Below are 18,697 nucleotides of genomic sequence, written 5' to 3' on the forward strand. Positions count from 1 at the left end.
CACCCTTTCATTGTTTGTCACTCACTTGAAGTTGAGCCAACTTGTCGAGCGGCAGCACCTGCACGGCCCGCTTCTGTCGTACCAGCAGGTCGATGATTCGGCTCTGCTCCTTGGCCAGTGCACCGAATATGCCGATGCCGCTGGGCTGGCTCGGCATCAGCATTTCCACCCCGTAGAGCTTCACGCTCTGCGGTGACACCACGGAGATGGCGCCCGACTCGTTACCGATCAGGCGACCGCCAACCACGGTCAGGGAGAGGTTCATGTCGAAGGGGTCGAGCGTCAGGTCGCGGGGCGTGTCGGTGAGGTCCTTGACGTGCCCGTAGATGCCGAGCAGGCCGTTGGCCACCGCGAGGTTTTCATAGAGCCCGACATTGGCGCTGTTGCGCACGCGTATGCCGTGCCGCGAGTTGTTGAACGCCCGGTTGCCCCACAGCAGGTTATCGCCACTCTCATAGATGGTGATGCCATCGGAGCCGTTGCGATAAACCTCGTTGTTGGCCACCACGTTGTTGACGCTGCTACGGTCGACCACGATCCCGGAGAGGGTGTTCTCATAGGAGCGGTTGTTGAAGATCCAGCTGTCGTTCACCTCGCGGGAGACGATGATGCCGTGCTTCTCGCGGGTGCCATAGGCGGTGTTCTCGGCGATGATCAAGCGCCGCGAGCGGTCGTGCGGGTCGATACCGTAGACCAGGTTGTTGCGATAGGTATTGCCCTTGAGTACCACGTCATAGGCTTCGTAGCAGTAGAAGCCGTACCACATGTCGTCGAACATCGAGTCAATCAGCCAGCCGCTGGGATGTTCGCGCTGCATGATCGGGTGCATTGCCGGGCTGTACTGGGAGATGGATACGCCATAGGACTTGCTCGCGGTGTAGCCAAGACTCGATACCACCGAGTTGACGATGTAGGTCTCGGTACCGCCCCAGGCGTTGAGGAAGGGGCGGAACTTGCCCTTCTTCTTGAACCAGTCCTGCTGGTTCTCCTCCTCGCTCCAGGCGGTAAGGCGGGTGTCCATGATGAACAGCTTGCCGTCGTTGATCAGGAACGCGCCGCGCTCGCTGGAGAGGCGCAAGTCACGGGTTTCCACGCCGATGTGCAGGGTCGCGCCCCGGCTGACGACGATCGGCAGGCGAGCGATATAGATACCCGGCTCGGTCTCTTCGAAATATTTCTTCGGCAGGCTGCGGGCCAGATCCGTCAGCGTGACATAGCCGCCCTCGATGAAAATCGCCTGGGGCATTTCACCCTGGCGTTTCACCCACTCCCGCAGGCGCTCGTCACCACCGGTGAACTCCACCAATTGGTCCACGCCGATCATGCGCTTGAGCACCACGTTGCCAGTGGGCTTGCTCACGATCCGGGCCTTGGCCGCCTCGGCCGTATAGGGCGACAGATCGGGCAGCTGCGGCGGCGCGATCAGCAGCGGCTCGGCTGGAATGCTCGACACCTGGTAAGCGGGTGCGGCGTCCCCGGCCGGCGCCACGGCCGCCCACGCGAGGCTACCCGCGAGGAGCAGGCCGGCGGTCCAGCGCTGCCTGTTTCTTGTGTGTGAATACATAGCGTCCAACTCCATGGTCAGCTCGGCAGGCGGCACTCAGTAACGCCAGACAAAATCAACGACTGCGCGGTGCATGCTCGAATCCGTGCCTTTGCCGAAGGCATCGCCCGGAAAGAACAGCCCGCCACGAAAGCGCACCAGCGCGGAGGATGCCCTCAGCCACTCCAGCCCGGCCGGAATCTGCCCGCGGTTCAGGTAGCGCGTCACCACCAGGTCGACTTCCTGGCCGATATCCTTCTCGCCGGGCACCAACTGGGCCTTCAGGCCGCTGCTGCTGTCGGCCTGGTCATCCACCCGCCAGAAGCGGTGGTAGACCAGGCTGGCGTCGTAGTCCTCACCCAACTGCCAGCCGGTGAACACGCTGGCCGCCTGCAGGTTGTTCAGCTCGCCGCGATAGGCTTCGCCGAAGCGGTTGATGCCACTCCCGGTGCCGGTGAATTTGGCGCGGTTGCTCTCCAGCCCGGTCTGCCTGAACTGTTCGGAGTCGTCGCCGTCGGAGCCGCCGCTGGTACGCGCATAGGTGGCGCCGACGCGCCAGTTCTGGTCGATGTTCCAGCGCAGCCCAAGGTCGACCGCCCAGGCGTCGAGGTCCTGGCTGAGCTGGCCGTCGGCCTGGCGCTGGCCGGCTACGGTACTGGTGCGCAGGGTGTCGATATTGCCGGTCAGCCAGGTGGCAGCGACCCAGTAGCTGAGTGGCAGGTTGCTGCGCTCGTTGTAGAAATCCCCATTGAGTTCGGCCCCTAGCCAGGTGAGTTCGCCTGTCGTGGTCTTGCTCAACTGATCCACTGCAGCCCCCTGCCCGGGCAGGTTGCCGCGATCGTCGCTGTGATGGAGCTTCAGCCCGGCCCAGTGACCCGGCTGCCACTGCCAGGACAGGTCGGCGAGCAGGTGCAGGCGATCCTCGTCCTCGGGCGCCAGCTCATCCAGGTCAGTGCGGTAATCACTGAAACGTTCGGCAATGCCGATGTGGGCACTGAGCAGGGTTGTCTCGAAGTTCCAGCGCAAGGCTTCGATATTGCTGTCCCACCACAGGCCGTCAGCACTGCGGATCTTCTGCCGACCGAGGCGCAGGGACTCCCCCGGGTAAGCGGTCAGGCCGCCATAGTCGACCCAGAACTCGTGCAGGGCGAGGAACTTGTCCTCCCGATCACGGGCGTCGTTGGGGTCGAAGGTGTCGGATTCGCTGGTATCCGACTCGATGGTGTCGCTGGCAAGGAACGCCTCGCCGAGCGCGAAGGCGCTCCAGTCGCCCTGCCGCGTGTAGATCCAGGGCCGCACGCTGAGGCCGGCGCCATTGAAGTCGCCACCGTCGCGGGTACCCAGATCGAGGTCCTCGATCGACTGCGCGGTGAACTTGAGATTGGCGCCATAAGACAAGCCGGGCTGCGGTTGCGCCCCAAGGGCGACGGAGCTGGCCAGCAATCCGGCCATGCAGGCCAGCGTGGTGGCGGGACGGTATTTCAAAGTCATAGCACTTCCTGCGCTTGATCAGCTTGATTCCTGGCGGTGACCTGCTGGCCACCGCGTGCCTCGATTTCACGGGCCAGCAGGCTCTCGACCTGCTGGTAGTCCTGCGCCTGCAGCCTCGGCGCCAGGCGCTCCATCAGGACCTGCCCCTGGGCCATGCCCTGGTGCGAGGCGAGCTTGGCGAAGGTGTAGCTGTAGACGGGGTTGATCCGCACGCCCTTGCCCTCGCCAAACAGCTGGGCCAGCGCGATGTTGGCGCTCGGGTCGCCCGCACGGGCGGCAATCAGCAGATGCTCCAGCGCCTTTTCCGGCTCGATGTCGCCCAGCGCGCCATCGCGGTACAGCCGGCCCAAGAGCAGGTGCGCCTTGGTGTGGCTGGACGCGGCCTGCAGCAGGTACTGCTCCGCCGCCCGCGGGTCGGCCGGCACGGCCTGGCCCTTGAGGTACAGCTGCCCGAGCATCAGCGCGGCGCGGCTGGAACCGGCGTCCATGCCCTTGTTCAGGTACCCGGTGAGTACGCTCGCATCCCCCAGGTCGGGGAAGCGCAAGACCAGCTCGGCCAAACCGCACCAGGCATCCGGGTAGGCCGGCGCAATGCGCGTGTAGAGCGCCTGGGCAGCCTGCGGATCAGCTTCGCCAAGGCTGCTGTCGGCCAGTACCTTGGCAACGCCCTGCACACGTTCAGGCGACACCAGGCCGGCCTGATAGGCGGAGTCCAGCCGCGCCAGCAACTGCTGTTGGCTGCTTTTGTCGCCACGTCGCTGGTAGACCTCGGCCAGTTCGACATAGCACTCACTGGCCTGGTCCAGCCAGCCGGCACAAATGGCTTCGATCTCGTCCAGCTTCTGTTCGTAGTTGCCACGCACACGGTACAGGAGCACCTTGCCGAGCCGAGCTTCACCGATGCCTTGCGCCTGCCATTGCTCCAACTCGCGCTCCAGCTCGCCGCTGGCAAGCTTTTGCGGATCCTGCAGTTGTACCTGCACCAGCGGCAGCAGTGCGCTGTTGTCGCCGGCCGCCAGGCTCTGGCGCAACAGCTGCTCGGCCTCGAGACGCTCGGCAGGCGTCGCCTGTGGCTTGTTCGCCAGCCATTTACCCAGCCGCGCCGGCGCCGCCGCAGAGCGATCGAGGGCCTGGCGATACAGCGTCTCGCCCTGCATCCGTTGCTCCACCGAAGGGCTGCGTACCAGCAGATCGGCGAGGCCGATCTGGGCGTCGACATAACCCTGGCTGGCGAGGATGCGGTAGTTCTGTTCCGCGGTCGCGAGGTCACCACTGCCCCTGGCCTGCTTGGCCAGTTGCAGATCGGGCAACGCCACGCAACCGGCCAGCAGGCCGAGGCTGAGCGAGCTCAGCAGCCCGCATGCTAGTCCGGTCCTGTTCATTTTTCAGACGCCAGGCTGTTGTTGACGAAGACGCCGTTCAGCGGGCGAATGCGCACTTCCACCGGGCGCTTGGCCAGATTGCTGGCAAGCGGCTCGTTCGGCTGGATCTGCACACGGATGTCGGAGGCCAGGCCGCCGTCCTGCAGGGCCATGCTGACGATCCGGCCGCCGCGCTCGGTGGCTTCGCCGCCCACCAGGAAGGTCACCGGGGTGCCCGGTTGCAGCTGGCTGAACGCGCGGTAAGGGAAACGGGCTTCGACGGTGGCGACGCTGTCCACCGGCGCCAGCAGGAACACCGGGGTGCCCTTGGGCGCCACTTGGCCATCACCCACCAGCTGGCTGACCACTTTGCAGTCGCAGGGGCTGGTCAGGGTGCCCTGGAAGGTCTTGTTGAACAGGCGCTCCAGGTTGTCCGGGGTCATCTCCGATTCCGGCAGCGCGCCCTTCAGGGCATCCAGCATGTTCGCGGTGAAGGTGGCCACTGGCGCGCCTTTGCTGACAGTGCTGCCGACGGTGACCAGGCTTTGCACGGTGCCTTCGCGCGGCATCGCGACCTGCGAGCCGGGCACACTGACCTGGGCCGAGTCGGCGTGGGTGACGAAGTAGATGTCGTAGAACTGGTACAGCACATAGGCGAAGGCGCTCAGGCCGGCGACGAGGATCACCAGGGTTAAACCCATGGCACGCAGGCGGCCGACCAGGCTGAGTTTTTCATTCCCTTTGCCACCCCGGGCCTTGGTGAAGTTCTCGCGCTGGAGAATGCTGATCAGGCCACCGACGTTGACCAGCTCGCCGCTGACGAAGGAGCTGATCAGGTAGCGCAGCGCCGACACCTCGCGCGGACGCAGGTTGTGGAATTCGCAGCCGACGCGCTTGCCGCCGATGATCGAGCGCACCTGGAATTCGACATCCATGGAGAAACCGATGCCCTCCACTTCAAACATCAGCTTGCCGCGATAGAGCTTGCCCTCGATCACCGACTGGCCGCCCTGCTCGAAGCTGAAACCGCCTGCGGAGAGGTCCAACAGCTGGACTTCCTGGACGCCCCCCTGCTGGCCCTGGAACCGGACCTTCGCCGGCAGCTTCAGGCGCGCATACTGACGCTGCGCCTCGGACTCGTGCACCACATTGGCGTTGCCCACCGGGCTGATCACTGCACTCATAACGTTTCCCTTTCGAATTAGTAAGTTGAACCTGGTTTCAAGGCTTCTTGGGCAATTTCGCCGCTCACACCACAAACATCAGCAAGGCCAGAAAGACGCTGCCCGCCGAGAAGGTCATGGCGCGTGAAGACCAGGTGTTGAACCAGCGCGAGAAGCTGGCCAGGTCGCGATTAAGCTTGGTGTTCTGGCGAGTCCAGGACTGGCGGTCGAGGCGGAAGAACACGTACACCTTCACCAGCGCGCCCATGATCTGGTTGTAATAGAGGATCAGCGGATAGGCCGGCCCCACCTTGTGCCCGGATGCCAGCAGCAACAGCGTCAGCGCCAGGCGGGTAATGCCGATCCACAGCAGGTACAGCATCAGGAAGCCGAAGCCGTACTTGAGGCTGGCGATGATCGCCACGGTGGGCCCCAGCAGGCTGGTCCACATGGATACGCGCTGGTCGGCCAGCACCAGGCAGGTGAACCAGCCCAGGCAGTTGGGGCCAAGGCCCAGGGCGCGGGAGTTCTGCCGCAGGTTGTTGCCGTACCAGCGGAACATCAGCTTGCGGCTGGCCTTGATGAAGCTCTTCTCCGGCGGGTGCTCAACGGTGTTGATGGCCGCGTCCGGCACGTAGAACGTGTCGTAGCCCAGGCGCATCAGGCTGTACCAACTGGACTTGTCGTCGCCGGTGAGGAAGCGGAAGCGTCCGAGGCGCCAGTGTTCCAGGTGGTCGCTCTCGACATCGGCGATGAAGCCGGGGTTGGTCACCACGCTGGCGCGGAACACCGACATCCGCCCGGTCATGGTCAGCACACGCTTGGAGAGCGCCATGGAGCACATGTTGAGATGGCGCTGGGCGAAACGCAGCTTGTGCCACTCGCTCATGATGTAGCTGCCCCGCACCTCGCAGAACTCGTTGGTGGTCAGGCCACCGACAGAGGGGAAGAGCTTGAACCAGGGCACAGTCTTCTTCACCACGCCCTGCTCCAGCACGGTATCGCCATCGATCACCGCCACCACCGCATCATCGTCAGGCAAGTGCCGGGAAATGGCGCGGAAGCCATGGGCCAGACCATCGCGCTTGCCGGTACCGGCGATGCGCACGAAATCCAGCCTGACCCGCTCGGGTGGGTTCATCTGTCGCCACAGGCTCTCGATCAGCAGCTCGTCCGAACGCTCGACAATGGAACACACCACGGTGGTCGGGTAACCGCAGGCAATGGCCTCGCGCAGCACCGATTGGTAGACCTGGGCGGTAGTCAGCGCTTCGATGCGGAAGCTGGTGACCAGCAAAAACACATGGGACGGGGCCGCTGCCGCACCGAGCTGCCGCACTTTGCGCCGATACCAGGGGAACACCAGATAGAGGAAGATCATCCCCCGCACGAAATGCACGGCGCCCATGGAATAGCGCCAGATGCCAATGACACCCAGCAATAGAATGAAATCGGTGGACTCCGGGTCGAAGGTGCTGCGCGGCAGCAGCAATGCCATCCCCATGAGCGTGATTACCAGCAGTAACCACCCTGCGGCGGTGCGCAGGCGACTCTGAAAAACATCCATGTCTCGGACCTGTATGACTTATCAACAACACGGCAACAGGGGCGCCGCGCCTGTTACCAGGGCGCCCCGCGAGCATCACTCCACCGGTTCTACCAGCAGATACCTTCGAGTCCGGCACCGCTGGACTGACGCATGAATCCCACCAGGTCGAACACCTGCTTGTCGGCGGGAACCCGGTCTACCAGGGGCGTGAAGGCTTCATCGCTGTTGCCCAGGACGATCACGTCGGCATTGGCGACCACTGCGTCGAAATCGGAGCGCAGCAACGACGACACATGGGGAATCTTCGACTCGATGTAGTCGCGGTTGGCACCGTGGACACGGGCGTACTCGACGTTGCGGTCGTAGATGCTGAGGTCGAAGCCCTTGCCGATGAGCATCTCGGCCAGCTCCACCAGCGGGCTTTCACGCAGGTCGTCGGTGCCGGCCTTGAAGGACAGCCCCATCAGCGCGACCTTGCGCTTGTCGTAACTGGCGATGATGTCGAAGGCCTTGCGCACCTGCGCGGCGTTGCTGCGCATCAGCGAGTCGATCAGCGGCGACTCGACGTCCAGCTGGCCGGCGCGGTAGCTCAGCGCGCGCACATCCTTGGGCAGGCAGGAGCCGCCGAAGGCGAAGCCCGGGCGCATGTAGTACTTGGACAGGTTGAGCTTGTGATCCTGGCAGATCACCTCCATCACCTCGCGGCCGTCGACACCGACCGCCTTGGCGATGTTGCCGATCTCGTTGGCGAAGGTGACCTTGGCCGCGTGCCAGACGTTGCAGGTGTACTTGATCATCTCCGCGACTTCGATGGTCTTGCGGATGATCGGCGCATCGAGCTCGCGGTAGATCTCTTCCAGCAAGTCGCCGGAGGTGCTGTCCAGCTCGCCGATCACCGTCATCGCCGGATAGTCGTAGTCATTGATCGCGGTGCTTTCGCGCAGGAACTCGGGGTTCACCGCCACGCCGAAGTCCACGCCGGCCTTGAGCCCGGAATACTGCTCCAGGGTCGGAATCACCACCTTGCGCAGGGTGCCCGGCAGCACCGTGCTGCGTACCACTACCGTGTGACGGGTGGTCTTGAGCGGTAGCACCTCGCCGATCTGCCGGCACACCTCTTCGATGTAGGTCACATCGAGGTCGCCGTTGCGCTTGCTCGGCGTCGGCGGTGCGAGGAAGGAAATATCGGTTTCGAGGACGGCCTCGCGGGCATCCAGAGTGCCGCGCAGCCTGCCACTGGCGACTCCTTGCTGCAGCAGCTCGCCCAGACCCGGCTCGACAATGGGCGACTTGCCACTATTGATCAGATCAATCTTCAGCGCCTGAACATCGACCCCGATGATCTGATGCCCTCTTGCCGACAAACATCCGGCACATACCGCGCCGACGTAACCCAGACCAAATATGCTGATTCGCATGCGACGAACGCTCCTTGCAACTTAAGGCCATGGAATGTCCCTATAACATTCCCGTATCCATTTACAGGCAACTTCAACCCACAACCTGTAATACAGCAGGGCTGCGCTACTTGCGCCGCCCTTGTAATTCAATTTGAACAACTTCAACTTTCTTGTGAGCACCCACGCAGGCGCCAACTACCGCTATAAATAATAACGGTGTCAACAAGCACAAGACGTACGACAGAAAGAGTAAGTGCAGCAACGCCAACGCTACGACACCCGTCCTCAGGGCTTATGGGCCGAGACATGTGGCGGACGATTAGACAGCAGCGTTGCTCAGCAAGGCAATAGGAAATTCAAAAATTAATAATAAATAAATACCCTGACCTTATGGCGCCAAAATAACAGCAGGAGAGAAACTTAATTTAACTGCCACGCCCTATGCCGACTTTATGGCGACAATATAATTGCGCCAACAGAGACACTTTTGCGCGCCAAATACTTCGCCACATTAATGGCGCTTAAAGCATGACGGGCAATGCAGTTTCTATGGCGCCGAAAATATGACTTGCGCTGCTGGTTTTATGACGCCGCGCTTTCGTCAACGTTTTATTGCCAAAGCGTTGAAGCGCGCGGCGAGCAGGACGAGACAATCACGCTGCAGGCTGTTTAACTTTGAGATTCACCAGGGGAGTAGCCAGGCGCATTAACCGGAGGCGTTGTAATGACAGCAGTCGATGTGAAATCCCGATTCCAGGCAACGCTTCTTCGTCCGGCAAAGCCTGATAGTGAAACGTCGTGGGCGTTCGTCGTATTGCCAAGAGACACCAGTGAACAGCTGCCGAGGCGAGGACGGACGACCGTTGAAGGCACCCTCAATGGGCACCCTTTCCAGGCAACCCTTGAGCCGGATGGTCAGCTGAGCCATTGGCTGCAGGTAAGTACCGCATTGCTCGAAGCTGCAGGTGCGGCCGTCGGGGATAGGGTTACGCTGGAACTGGCCGCTGTGAAGAAGGAACCCGAGCCTGACATCCCGGCAGATTTTCAAGAGGCACTGGCAGCCAGCCCTGAGGCGCGTAAAACCTGGAACAGTACAACGACCATCGCACGCGTCGACTGGATACACTGGATCACTTCAGCCAAACAACTCAAGACGCGGGCAAAACGAATTGATAATGCCTGCGACATGCTTGCTTGCGGCAAGAAGCAGGTGTGCTGTTTCGACTCGTCCGGTTACTACAGCAAGGCCTTCCGTGCGCCCGAGGCAGAAAACCTCTGACCGGCAATGGCTATTGGAAACAGCCCGGCCTGGATGAAGGTGCTGCGGGCAACACCACGCCCCCCAAGCGCCAGGGTCCGGCGCCCTGCTCCCCACTGCCCCACTCACAACGCATTCATTTCAGCAATATCACGCGCCACCTGATCGGCAGATCGGTCGAACATCGCCTGCTCCTGCGCATCCAGAGACAACTCGATCACCTGCGCAACCCCCTCCGCTGCCAGCACACAGGGGACACCCATGGCGATACCTGTACGCCCGTACTCGCCTTCGAGAATCGCGACCGTCGGCAGAATGCTGTTTCGCCCGTTGGCGATGGCATCCACCATCTGTGCAATGGCCACGCCCGGCGCATCGCAGGCGCTCCCGACCTTCTTCAAACCCAGGATCTCGCCGCCACCCTGCCGTGTGCGCTCCACAATCCGCTCTATTTGCTGATCGGACAGGAAGTGGGACAGCGGCACCGAACCGACCGCGCAATACCGCATCAGCGGCACCATGCTATCGCCATGCCCTCCGAGCACCAGCGCCGTGATATCCCGAGCAGAAAACCCTGTTTCCTCGGCAATGAAGCACTTCATGCGCGCTGTATCCAGTACCCCCGCCTGCCCGAATACCTTGTTGCGTCCCAGCCCGCTGAGACTCCAGGCCCGATAGGTCAGTACGTCGACCGGGTTCGACACCACCAGCACAGTCGCCGCCGGAGCATGACGTTTGATATCCCGCATGATGCTATCGAGAATGGGCAGATTGATACTCAATACATCCTGACGCGACTGGCCAGGTTTGCGCGGCACACCCGCCGTGATCACCACCAGGTCGGTGTCCTGCAACAACTCGGCGTTGGACCCGCCGTACACCCTGGTATCAGAGCCTGACTCAACGGCCGCCTGCCAGACGTCCAGTGCCTTGCCCTTCGCCAACTCACCCTGCACATCAATCAACATCAACTCACGACAGAACTCTTCCCGGGCGATGATCTGAGCCGCCGCCTCACCGACAATGCCGGCACCCACAATGGATAGTTTGTTCACGTCACACCTTCCCGCGGTTCGCACCGCCAGCAAATCCCCCGCCTATAGAAGTATTACCCGCTAAAGCGAAAAGGCCACCCGAAGGTGGCCTGTACCCGCCGTACGTCCATGCAAGTTCCAAGGCCGTTTACAAGAGGTATAACTACTAGGACAAACGGCGGATCACCCAGACTACGCCCTCCAAAGGCAACGACCGGGCCAGGCGCCAGCGGTGTGGAGCGATGTGATGAGTTCCAGAGTATGGCGATGGGCTCGCAAGCGCCTTTTGGGCTGCATCCAGCTGGCCTTGCTGGTCGCTCCACTGTACGCCAGCGACATGGCGAGCGCCGCTGTCGGCACCAAGGCAATGGCCCAGCCACGGGTGGTGCGCGAAGACGACCCCGGCGCGGTGCGGGTGCGGGTGTTCACCTTCGTCCACCGGGGTGTTCGGCAATATGTGAGCCGGCGCCCCGTGGGGATCTCCGCACGGGTCGATGTCCTTGAGCTCTATTACATCAAGGGCTGCTATCTGTGCAGGGCGCCGAAGGATTTCAAGGTCGCCTCACTGCGCCTGGACACCCATTCCTATCGGCGCGAGATCGAAGCGGCTTCGGGTCGGTATGGTGTCGACCGGGCGCTGGTCCGCGCAGTGATACATGCCGAATCGGCGTTTCGCCCCAACGCCATTTCCGTTGCCGGCGCCCAGGGGCTGATGCAGTTGATGCCCGCCACCGCCGAGCGCTTCGCCGTGGACGATCCGTTCGACGCACGACAGAACATTCATGGCGGCGTGCGCTACCTGGCCTGGCTGCTCAAGCGCTTCAACGGCAACCAGATGCTGGCGCTGGCAGGTTACAACGCCGGCGAAGCGTCCGTGGTCGAGTACAACGGGGTGCCCCCCTACGCCGAAACGCAATCCTACGTCACCCTCGTGCAGTCCCTGGCCGAACGCTATCGCAGCCATCGGTAGTACTACTTGCGAGCGAGCGTCTGATTCGCCATCGGGCAGCTCTGGGCGTTGAGGAAGCGCGATGTTTTCAGCCAGTCGCCCTGTGGGTAATAGGCGAACACATAGCTACCGCGCCCCAGCGTGTCGATCAGCTTGCCGGCAATGGCCGGCCGGACGGCAGGACAACCCTGGCTGCGACCCAGGCGACCGAGACCGGCAACGACCTTGGGGTCGGCATACGCGGCGGCATGCATGACGATCGCCCGCGACATGCTGTTGTCGTTGAACCCCGGCTCCAGCCCCTGCAGGCGGAGCGAACGGCCGTGCTTGCCGCTGTAGGTCTGACCGGTCTCATACAGGCCGATGGAAGATTGGTAGCTGTTCGGGGTGTTGGAGAACGTCGTCGGCACATCGGCGCCGCTGTTCTTGCCATGGGCAACCCATTCCTCGAACAACAGTTTTTTGGCGCGCAAGTCGAACACCCACAGGCGTTTGTCACGCGAGGCCTTGGAGTAGTCGATTACCGTGAGCAACTTGTCCGCGTCGCTGTCACTGGCGCAGGCATAGGCGGTAAGTGCCAGGGTCAGGGTCGAAAGGCTGGCGCTCGGCGCCAATTGCTGCAGTTCGGCGGCGCTAGGCAACGCTTGCGCGTGGGCGGTGTGCCAAACGCTGAGGAAAAACAGGCCAACAGTGGCCGCTGAGAGCCGGATGGCTCCCCGCAATGGTTTGAACATCGACATGGATTACCCTGTTGGCACCTGTCTTCAATCGAAAGCCGCACGGCGCTGGCTGGCGAAGTCGTCAACAGGTGCTAAGTCCTAATGGTCGGTTTTGCGTTGCGTTGTTTTGAAGCCAAAGGCCACTACTTTGCTTGATATTCACAGGATTGCCGATCATTTCTTGACCAATGGTTTAACTTCTTCGCTGTCTTCGGTGCTGACCACCGTGAATTTTCCATCGCTGCGGGTATCCCGGGTGGACGCCCAGTCGGTGATCACCAACATTGTGCCGATGTCCATCGCCGCGCGTAAATGACGGCGGAACTCCGGATTCATGGTCAATTGGCCCAATTGGTCATACGGCGTATCCCCGTATTCCGGATTGCTCAGCCCCACCACCGACCAGCGTAATGGCAGCGAAGCCTCGAGCGCCAAGGCAGATGGCCTTTGCAACAACGAATAAACCGCCATGCCACTGCGATGTTTGCTGCTCTCAAGCGAGAGTGCTGGCGCCGAGCCGATCAACTGGCCACCGCGAAACACGTAGGCACGCAAGTCGGCGCGACTGATCAGGATCGACAACGGCCCCGCCGTCGGGTCCGGATCGTTCCAGAACTGTTGCTGGTTCAATACCAGCGGGCCCTGGGCCTTGCCCTCGTTGACCGTAGGTGCGAGCACACCGGGGTGGTAAACCTCCACCGGTGCACTATGGGTATCGGAAACGATCACGGTGGTCGAACTGAAACCGGTGACTTCGTACAGCTTCTTGGCGAAAGCCAGCGGCAGGCGCACGCAACCGTGCGAGGCGGGGTAGCCCGGCAGATGGCCTGCGTGCAAGGCAATGCCGTCCCACGTCAGCCGCTCCATGTAAGGCATCGGCGCGCTGTTGTAGAGGCTGGATTTATGCTCGACCTTCTTCTGCAGAATGCTGAAGACCCCGGTGGGGGTTTCCCGGCCGGGCTTGCCGCTGCTCACGGTGCTGACACCGATGGCGATGCCATTGCGATAGACGTAGGCACGTTGCTCGGTGAGGCTGACCACCACGGTCACCGGCCCCACTGGCGACACCTGCGGGTACCAGAGAAACTGGCCAGGCTTGAGACTGTCGAGCTGGGCCTTGAGTTCGGCCGGGGTAGGCACCTGCACCGGCGCCGCTTCGACCACGGCAGCGGCAAGTAACAGGCCCAGAGCGAGCGGTAGATGCATCATCGAATCCATCCTCAGAGAATCATGCCGCCAGCTTAGCCCGAAGCGCTTGGCGCGACCATGCGAATCGAGTTGCGCAAAGGCTAAAAGAGCTCGACCGGCAAACTCACGATCAATCGATTCTCAGTAAAGTCATTCACCCCAAAATCCCGCCCCACCTCAGCGTTGATCCAACGAACGCTGAGCCCCTGAAGCGCACGGAACTGAAAGGTGTACGTCAGCCCCACATCACGTTCCCACTCCCGGCCATGGGTTGTCTCGACGGTGTTGATATGGTCGCCGTGGGTGTAGCGCATCAACAGCGTCAGCCCCGGTATGCCCAGCGCGGCAAAGTTGTAGTCGTAGCGCAGTTGCCAGGAGCGCTCGTTGGCGTACACAAAGGTGTTGGCGAACATGTCATTGGCCAAGGTGCTGCCCAGCGAGCGGTCAATCGTGACCCAGCCGTCCTCCCCGTACATGCGCTGCAGCCCCAGGTAAAACCGGTGCCCCCCATGGGCGGCAGACAACAGCAATGACGCGGCCTGGTTGTCCAGCGTTCCTGCCAGCGAGCGGCCGCTGTCGCGGGTGTCGAATGCCCCCAGCACGCCGCCGACGGTCCAGCCGCCCGCCGGCTGATAGTGAGTCAGGCTGTAGTAGTTCTGGCGGTAGACGTCTTCCAGCTCTGCCGTCCAGACGCCGAGCGCCGAATCCTTGCCCAGGCTGTATTCGCCGCCTGCGTAGGTGAAGCGGTCAGAGCTGGCGGTGGCAACGGTACGACCGCTGACCGAGGGGTACAGGTCTTCGCTGTCGGCGGCGCTGCGCGGGCTGAAAGAGTGGATCTGGCCGGCATGCAGGGTAAGACGATCCAGTTCCCTGGAGGTCAGCATGGCGCCTTGAAAGGTCTGCGGCAGCAACCGGCCGTCATTGAAGCGCAGGATGGGCACCTCGGGCAGCAGCTCACCCAGGCGCAGTTCGGTGTGCGACAGGCGCACCTTGGCGGTCAGGCCCAGTCGGCCATAGCTGCCCGGCGCGCGGCCATCGTCATGGTCGTAGGGCAGCAGCTCGGTACCCGTGCGATCGGGGCTGCTGTCCAGCTTGACGCCCACCAGGCCCAGTACATCCACGCCCACGCCGACGGGGCCCGGGGTGTAGCCGGAGGTGCCCTTGACGATGAAGCCCTGGGCCCATTCCCGGCGCTGGCTTTGCACCGCACCGCTGTCACTGTAGTCGCGGTCGAAGTAGTAGTTGCGCAGCAATACCGTGGCCTTGCTGTCATCGATCAAGCCTGCATCAGCCATTGCCGACCAGGCAGTCGTGCACAGCAGTGCCGCCCGGGTAATCGGGTTGTTCAAAGCAAACATGGCGAATTCCTTTTTTGTACTTGTTGTGGAATGCGATGGATCGTTGCTTATTGCACCAGCAGAAGCGCCCCGGAGACGAAGGCGAAGATGAGTACGAAGCGGCGCAGCCGCGTCTCGTTGATCAGGTTGCGGGCCCAGTGGCTGGCAACCACACCCAGTGCCAGCGGCACGCACAGGGCCAGCACCGGTGAGACCTGCTCGGTGTGCAGATGCCCGCCCAACGCCAGCACCACCAGCGAGATGATCTCCCCCACCAGGAAGCACAGGGCCACAGAGCCCCGCAAGGTGGCCACCGGCGAGTGCTGGTACACCAGGGCAAGCGGCGGGCCGCCCACTCCGGTGGCGGTTTCAGTGATGCCGGTGATCACCCCGGTCGAGATCAGCGCCCGGCGCCCGGGCACGAACGACGGCGCCATCCAGGTAACCAGGCAGGCGGCGATCGTCGACAGCCCGATCAGCAGGTTCAGCTGAGAAAGCGGCAGCAACAGCAGGATCCAGACCCCACCAAAGGTGCCGGCAAAACGCCCCAGGGTAATCCACGAGCTGCCTCTGAAATCGATGGCACTGCGCTCGCGCCAGGCAACGGCGGCATTGAGCGGCAACATCAGTATCAGCAGGCTGATGGGCAAGGACTCCGGCGCCAGTAAGACCATTACCGGCGCCACGATCAGAGCAAAGCCCATGCCCGTCGTACCCTGGACAAGCGCACCGCAGGCGACGGCCACAGCAATGATGTACAGGGGGTCGAAGGGTAGATTCATCGTTGTCTCGTTCCAGATCAGTCAAGCCACAGTCGGCAAAGGGTGCACTTTATGGATGGGGGCCTGGTCAACGACGCGTCTGGCCAGTGCATCGACCCGGCGCATCAGATCGCGTGCATCCCAGTCGGTGGGCCAGCCTTGCCACAGGCGTACCCTGCCCTGCACCACCACCGCCTGGATCTGGTCGCGGTTGGCGAGCCTGACCAGGTCCCAGGGCAGGTTCCAGGACGGCACCAACTCAGGCACCGCCAGGTCCACCAGCAGGAAATCCGCAGCCTTTCCCGCCGCGATGCGCCCGGTCACCTTGCCCAGCCCCAGTACATCGGCGGCGTTCTGGGTGCCCATGTCCAGCCACAACTGGCCGCCGCCGCATACCGAGTCACCTACCGGCAAACCATGGGCGAAGCGTTGCGCGGCTTCGGCGTAATCGAGCAGCCGAAAGCCATCACCACGGGTGCCGTCGGTGCCCAGGCCCTGGGGAATGCCCAGGCAGTGCATCAGGTGCGCCTGGGCAACGGCATTGCCTTTCCAGGCGCTGGCCACCGGGTTGTAGCTCACGGCTGCGCCGCTATCGCGCAGCAGGCAGAGTTCGTTGGAAGTCAGCAGTGTGGCGTGGGCCAGCAGTGCCCCCGGCCCCAGCGCGCCCGCCCGGTGCAGTTGCTCAAGCGGCCGTACGCCGTAACGCTCAAGGGAACGTTCGACTGCAACCAGGTGCTCGTTGACATGGCTCTGGAACACCCTGCCCGCCTCATGGCACAAACGGTACGCAGCGCCCAGGGTGGGGTCGGTGGCAATCTCGGGGATAGGGATTGCCAGTGACGGGGTAATCAACGGGTCGTTGTCCCACGCCGCCAGGTGCTGCTCCGCCACCGCGAGCACCTGGCGCGCATCGAGAACGCGCGCGCCTTCCAGGTCGTTGCAGGTTTTCGCCAGTACGCAGCGTATGCCCACTTCATGCACCGCCTGGGCGATCGCCTCCACCCCTTCCTTCGAGCGGGTACCGGCATCGCACACCGTGGTGAAACCGCCACGCAACGATTCAAAGGCGGCCAGTTTACTGGTCAGGTACAGCAGGTCGGTATCCAGCGATCCCTCAAGGGGAATCCACACCCGGCGAAAAATCTCCGACGGCTCGCCAAACACCAGGCCTTTGCCAAAGCTCTGGCTGAGGTGGTGGTGGGTGTCGATGAAGCCTGGCATCAACAGCTGGTGCTCAAGACGCAGCACGGCATGGTTGGGATAGCGGCCTTGCAACAACTCCAGCGGGCCGACATCGGCGAAGTGGCCATCGACAATGCGTACGGCGTGATCGCGACGCGGCCCTTCGGGCAACAGCAGCCAGTCGGGGGCCAGCAGTTGACCGGGCGCGGCAAGGTGCTCTGGCGAAACTGCCAGGTGATTGGTAACAGTGCAGTTCATATAAAAGCCTTAGTGTGCGGGTCAGGAGTTGATCAGCTTTGCCTTGGCGTCCACCGCGGTGTGCTGGCGGCCAATGCAATGGAAAAGAAAGTTCATGACGGCCGCGGTCAGCGCGCCCATGGCCACGCCATTGCCGAGCAGCCCGGCGATGCCGTTGGGGAACTGGCTGTAGACGCCAGGTACAAGAATCGGTAGCAGGCCGACGGCCAGGGCGATGGACACCACATACATGTTGCCGTGGTTGCGCAGATCCACTTTGCGCAGCATGTCGATGCCCATGGTGCCGACGATGGCAAACACGATCAGGCTGGTGCCGCCGACCACGGCTTCAGGAACGCCTTCGATCAACCGTGCCAGCGGCGCAAGCAAGGCGAAAATCAGCAGCAGCACGCCGGAAACCGCCGTCACATAGCGTGAGCGCACGTGGGTGGCGCGGATGACGCCGATGTTTTCGCCGCTGGTGATGATCAGTGACGTCCCCATGAAACCACCGAGTATCGACGTCAGCGCATCGCCGCGGATTGTCCGCACCACGTCTTTGTCGACGTCCAGGGGTTTGTCTACGGCTTCACTGATGGCCACGGTCTGGCCGGTGGCTTCTACCATCGAAACCAGGCAAAAGAGCATCAGCGGGATCGAGGCGAACACATCAAAGTGCGGTACACCGAACGGCATGAAGGTCGGCAGGCTCAACAGGGGGTAGACGCCGAGGCCGGAGCTGTCGAATGCGCCGATGGCTACCGCGAGCAAACTGCCGCCCAGCAAACCCAGCAAAATCGACAACTGGCCCAGCGTGCCACGCAATAGCCGTGCGCAGAGCACCGTGATAACGATGGTGGCAAAGGCCAGCAGCAGTTGCTGGGGCGCAGCGAAGTGCGCACTGCCGGGCGCCCCGACAATCAACTGGCCCGATAGCTTGACCAGATTGACCGCGACCAGCAGCAACATGGTGCCCACCACCACCGAAGGGAAAAACCGCAGCAGGCGCCGGAACACCGGCAGCACCAGAAAGTAGAAGATGCCCGTCAGGATCACCGCGCCCGAGGCTGTCGCCACCCCGTTCTGCTGGGCGATCAGGATGAACAGCATGATTGGCGCGCCGCCGGGCAGCATGATGAACGGCAAGCGTGCGCCGCAGCCGCGCAAACCCAGTGACTGCAACAGTGTGCCCAGCCCGCACACCAGAAAAGTGGCGCTGAGCAACTGCAGCGTCAGCTCACTGGAAAAACCAAGCGCCGTGGCCATCAGGAACACCGACGCAATCGGCGATGCCGCCATCACCAGCACATGCTGGGCACCAAACATCAGCAACTGGCGCCAGGGCAGGCGCTCATCAACAGGGCTAACAGGGTTCTTTTCGATATCCGGCATATCCCACCTCGACCTGGGCCGTCACCGACAGCCCATTGAATTATTGTTATTTGGATCTGGACGAGCCTCGGCGGGAAAATGCGCACATCTACCCGACCAAATCGATTTGTACATTCACCCAAATCGATTTGGG

15 protein-coding genes are annotated in these 18,697 nt (G+C 62.4%); 2 read left to right on the forward strand and 13 right to left on the reverse strand.

Annotated features, from left to right (window positions below; all coding sequences use genetic code 11):
- Positions 1 to 7: 7 nt before the first annotated feature.
- From algG to U9R80_RS14055, 6 genes are all read right to left on the reverse strand, one after another.
- Positions 8 to 1,564, reverse strand: a complete 1,557-nt coding sequence (algG, locus tag U9R80_RS14030; protein WP_301837673.1) for a mannuronan 5-epimerase AlgG — start codon at positions 1,562 to 1,564, stop codon at positions 8 to 10.
- 36 nt (positions 1,565 to 1,600) lie between these two features.
- The gene (locus U9R80_RS14035; protein WP_442964910.1) at positions 1,601 to 3,034 is read right to left on the reverse strand and encodes an alginate export family protein; all 1,434 of its coding nucleotides are present in this window, start codon (positions 3,032 to 3,034) and stop codon (positions 1,601 to 1,603) included.
- Positions 3,031 to 4,416, reverse strand: a complete 1,386-nt coding sequence (locus tag U9R80_RS14040) for an SEL1-like repeat protein (RefSeq protein WP_301837672.1) — start codon at positions 4,414 to 4,416, stop codon at positions 3,031 to 3,033. Before U9R80_RS14040 ends, U9R80_RS14035 begins: the two co-directional genes overlap by 4 nt.
- Complete coding sequence (locus U9R80_RS14045; RefSeq protein ID WP_442964911.1) at positions 4,413 to 5,579, reverse strand: HlyD family efflux transporter periplasmic adaptor subunit; 1,167 nt, start codon at positions 5,577 to 5,579, stop codon at positions 4,413 to 4,415. The genes U9R80_RS14040 and U9R80_RS14045 overlap by 4 nt, the downstream gene beginning before the upstream one ends.
- Before the next feature lie 64 nt (positions 5,580 to 5,643).
- Positions 5,644 to 7,125, reverse strand: a complete 1,482-nt coding sequence (locus U9R80_RS14050; RefSeq protein WP_274113775.1) for a glycosyltransferase family 2 protein — start codon at positions 7,123 to 7,125, stop codon at positions 5,644 to 5,646.
- An 89-nt stretch (positions 7,126 to 7,214) separates the two neighbouring features.
- Positions 7,215 to 8,525, reverse strand: coding sequence for a nucleotide sugar dehydrogenase (locus U9R80_RS14055; protein ID WP_301837671.1), 1,311 nt, complete (start codon positions 8,523 to 8,525; stop codon positions 7,215 to 7,217).
- A gap of 706 nt (positions 8,526 to 9,231) precedes the next feature.
- On the opposite strand from U9R80_RS14055, the gene U9R80_RS14060 reads away from it, so the two are divergent.
- Entirely contained in the window at positions 9,232 to 9,786 is a 555-nt protein-coding gene (locus tag U9R80_RS14060) for a YdeI/OmpD-associated family protein (protein ID WP_301837669.1), read from the forward strand.
- Between the two features lie 104 nt (positions 9,787 to 9,890).
- Here the strand turns inward: U9R80_RS14060 and U9R80_RS14065 are convergent, their stop codons facing one another.
- Positions 9,891 to 10,820 carry a malate dehydrogenase gene (locus U9R80_RS14065; protein ID WP_301837668.1) on the reverse strand — a complete coding sequence of 310 codons (930 nt, stop codon included), beginning with the start codon at positions 10,818 to 10,820 and terminating at the stop codon, positions 9,891 to 9,893.
- 226 nt (positions 10,821 to 11,046) lie between these two features.
- Here U9R80_RS14065 and U9R80_RS14070 point away from each other — a divergent pair, with 226 nt between their 5' ends.
- Entirely contained in the window at positions 11,047 to 11,769 is a 723-nt protein-coding gene (locus U9R80_RS14070; RefSeq protein WP_301837667.1) for a lytic transglycosylase domain-containing protein, read from the forward strand.
- 2 nt (positions 11,770 to 11,771) lie between these two features.
- Here the strand turns inward: U9R80_RS14070 and U9R80_RS14075 are convergent, their stop codons facing one another.
- The 6 genes from U9R80_RS14075 to U9R80_RS14100 form a co-directional block, all read right to left on the reverse strand.
- A complete protein-coding gene (locus tag U9R80_RS14075) occupies positions 11,772 to 12,482 on the reverse strand; it encodes a murein L,D-transpeptidase catalytic domain family protein (protein ID WP_442964975.1) in 711 nt (236 codons plus the stop codon).
- Positions 12,483 to 12,641: 159 nt separating this feature from the next.
- A complete protein-coding gene (locus U9R80_RS14080; RefSeq protein ID WP_301837665.1) occupies positions 12,642 to 13,676 on the reverse strand; it encodes a L,D-transpeptidase in 1,035 nt (344 codons plus the stop codon).
- An 80-nt stretch (positions 13,677 to 13,756) separates the two neighbouring features.
- Positions 13,757 to 15,013: an OprD family porin gene (locus U9R80_RS14085; protein ID WP_301837664.1), complete on the reverse strand. Its 1,257-nt coding sequence runs from the start codon at positions 15,011 to 15,013 to the stop codon at positions 13,757 to 13,759.
- Positions 15,014 to 15,060: 47 nt separating this feature from the next.
- Positions 15,061 to 15,774: a sulfite exporter TauE/SafE family protein gene (locus U9R80_RS14090; protein ID WP_301837663.1), complete on the reverse strand. Its 714-nt coding sequence runs from the start codon at positions 15,772 to 15,774 to the stop codon at positions 15,061 to 15,063.
- Between the two features lie 21 nt (positions 15,775 to 15,795).
- Positions 15,796 to 17,193 (reverse strand): amidohydrolase family protein, encoded by a 1,398-nt coding sequence (locus tag U9R80_RS14095; protein WP_301837662.1) that lies wholly within the window; start codon positions 17,191 to 17,193, stop codon positions 15,796 to 15,798.
- A gap of 21 nt (positions 17,194 to 17,214) precedes the next feature.
- A complete protein-coding gene (locus U9R80_RS14100) occupies positions 17,215 to 18,564 on the reverse strand; it encodes a uracil-xanthine permease family protein (protein ID WP_301837661.1) in 1,350 nt (449 codons plus the stop codon).
- Positions 18,565 to 18,697 lie beyond the last annotated feature (133 nt).

The organism is Pseudomonas sp. JQ170C (assembly GCF_035581345.1).
Lineage (GTDB): Bacteria > Pseudomonadota > Gammaproteobacteria > Pseudomonadales > Pseudomonadaceae > Aquipseudomonas.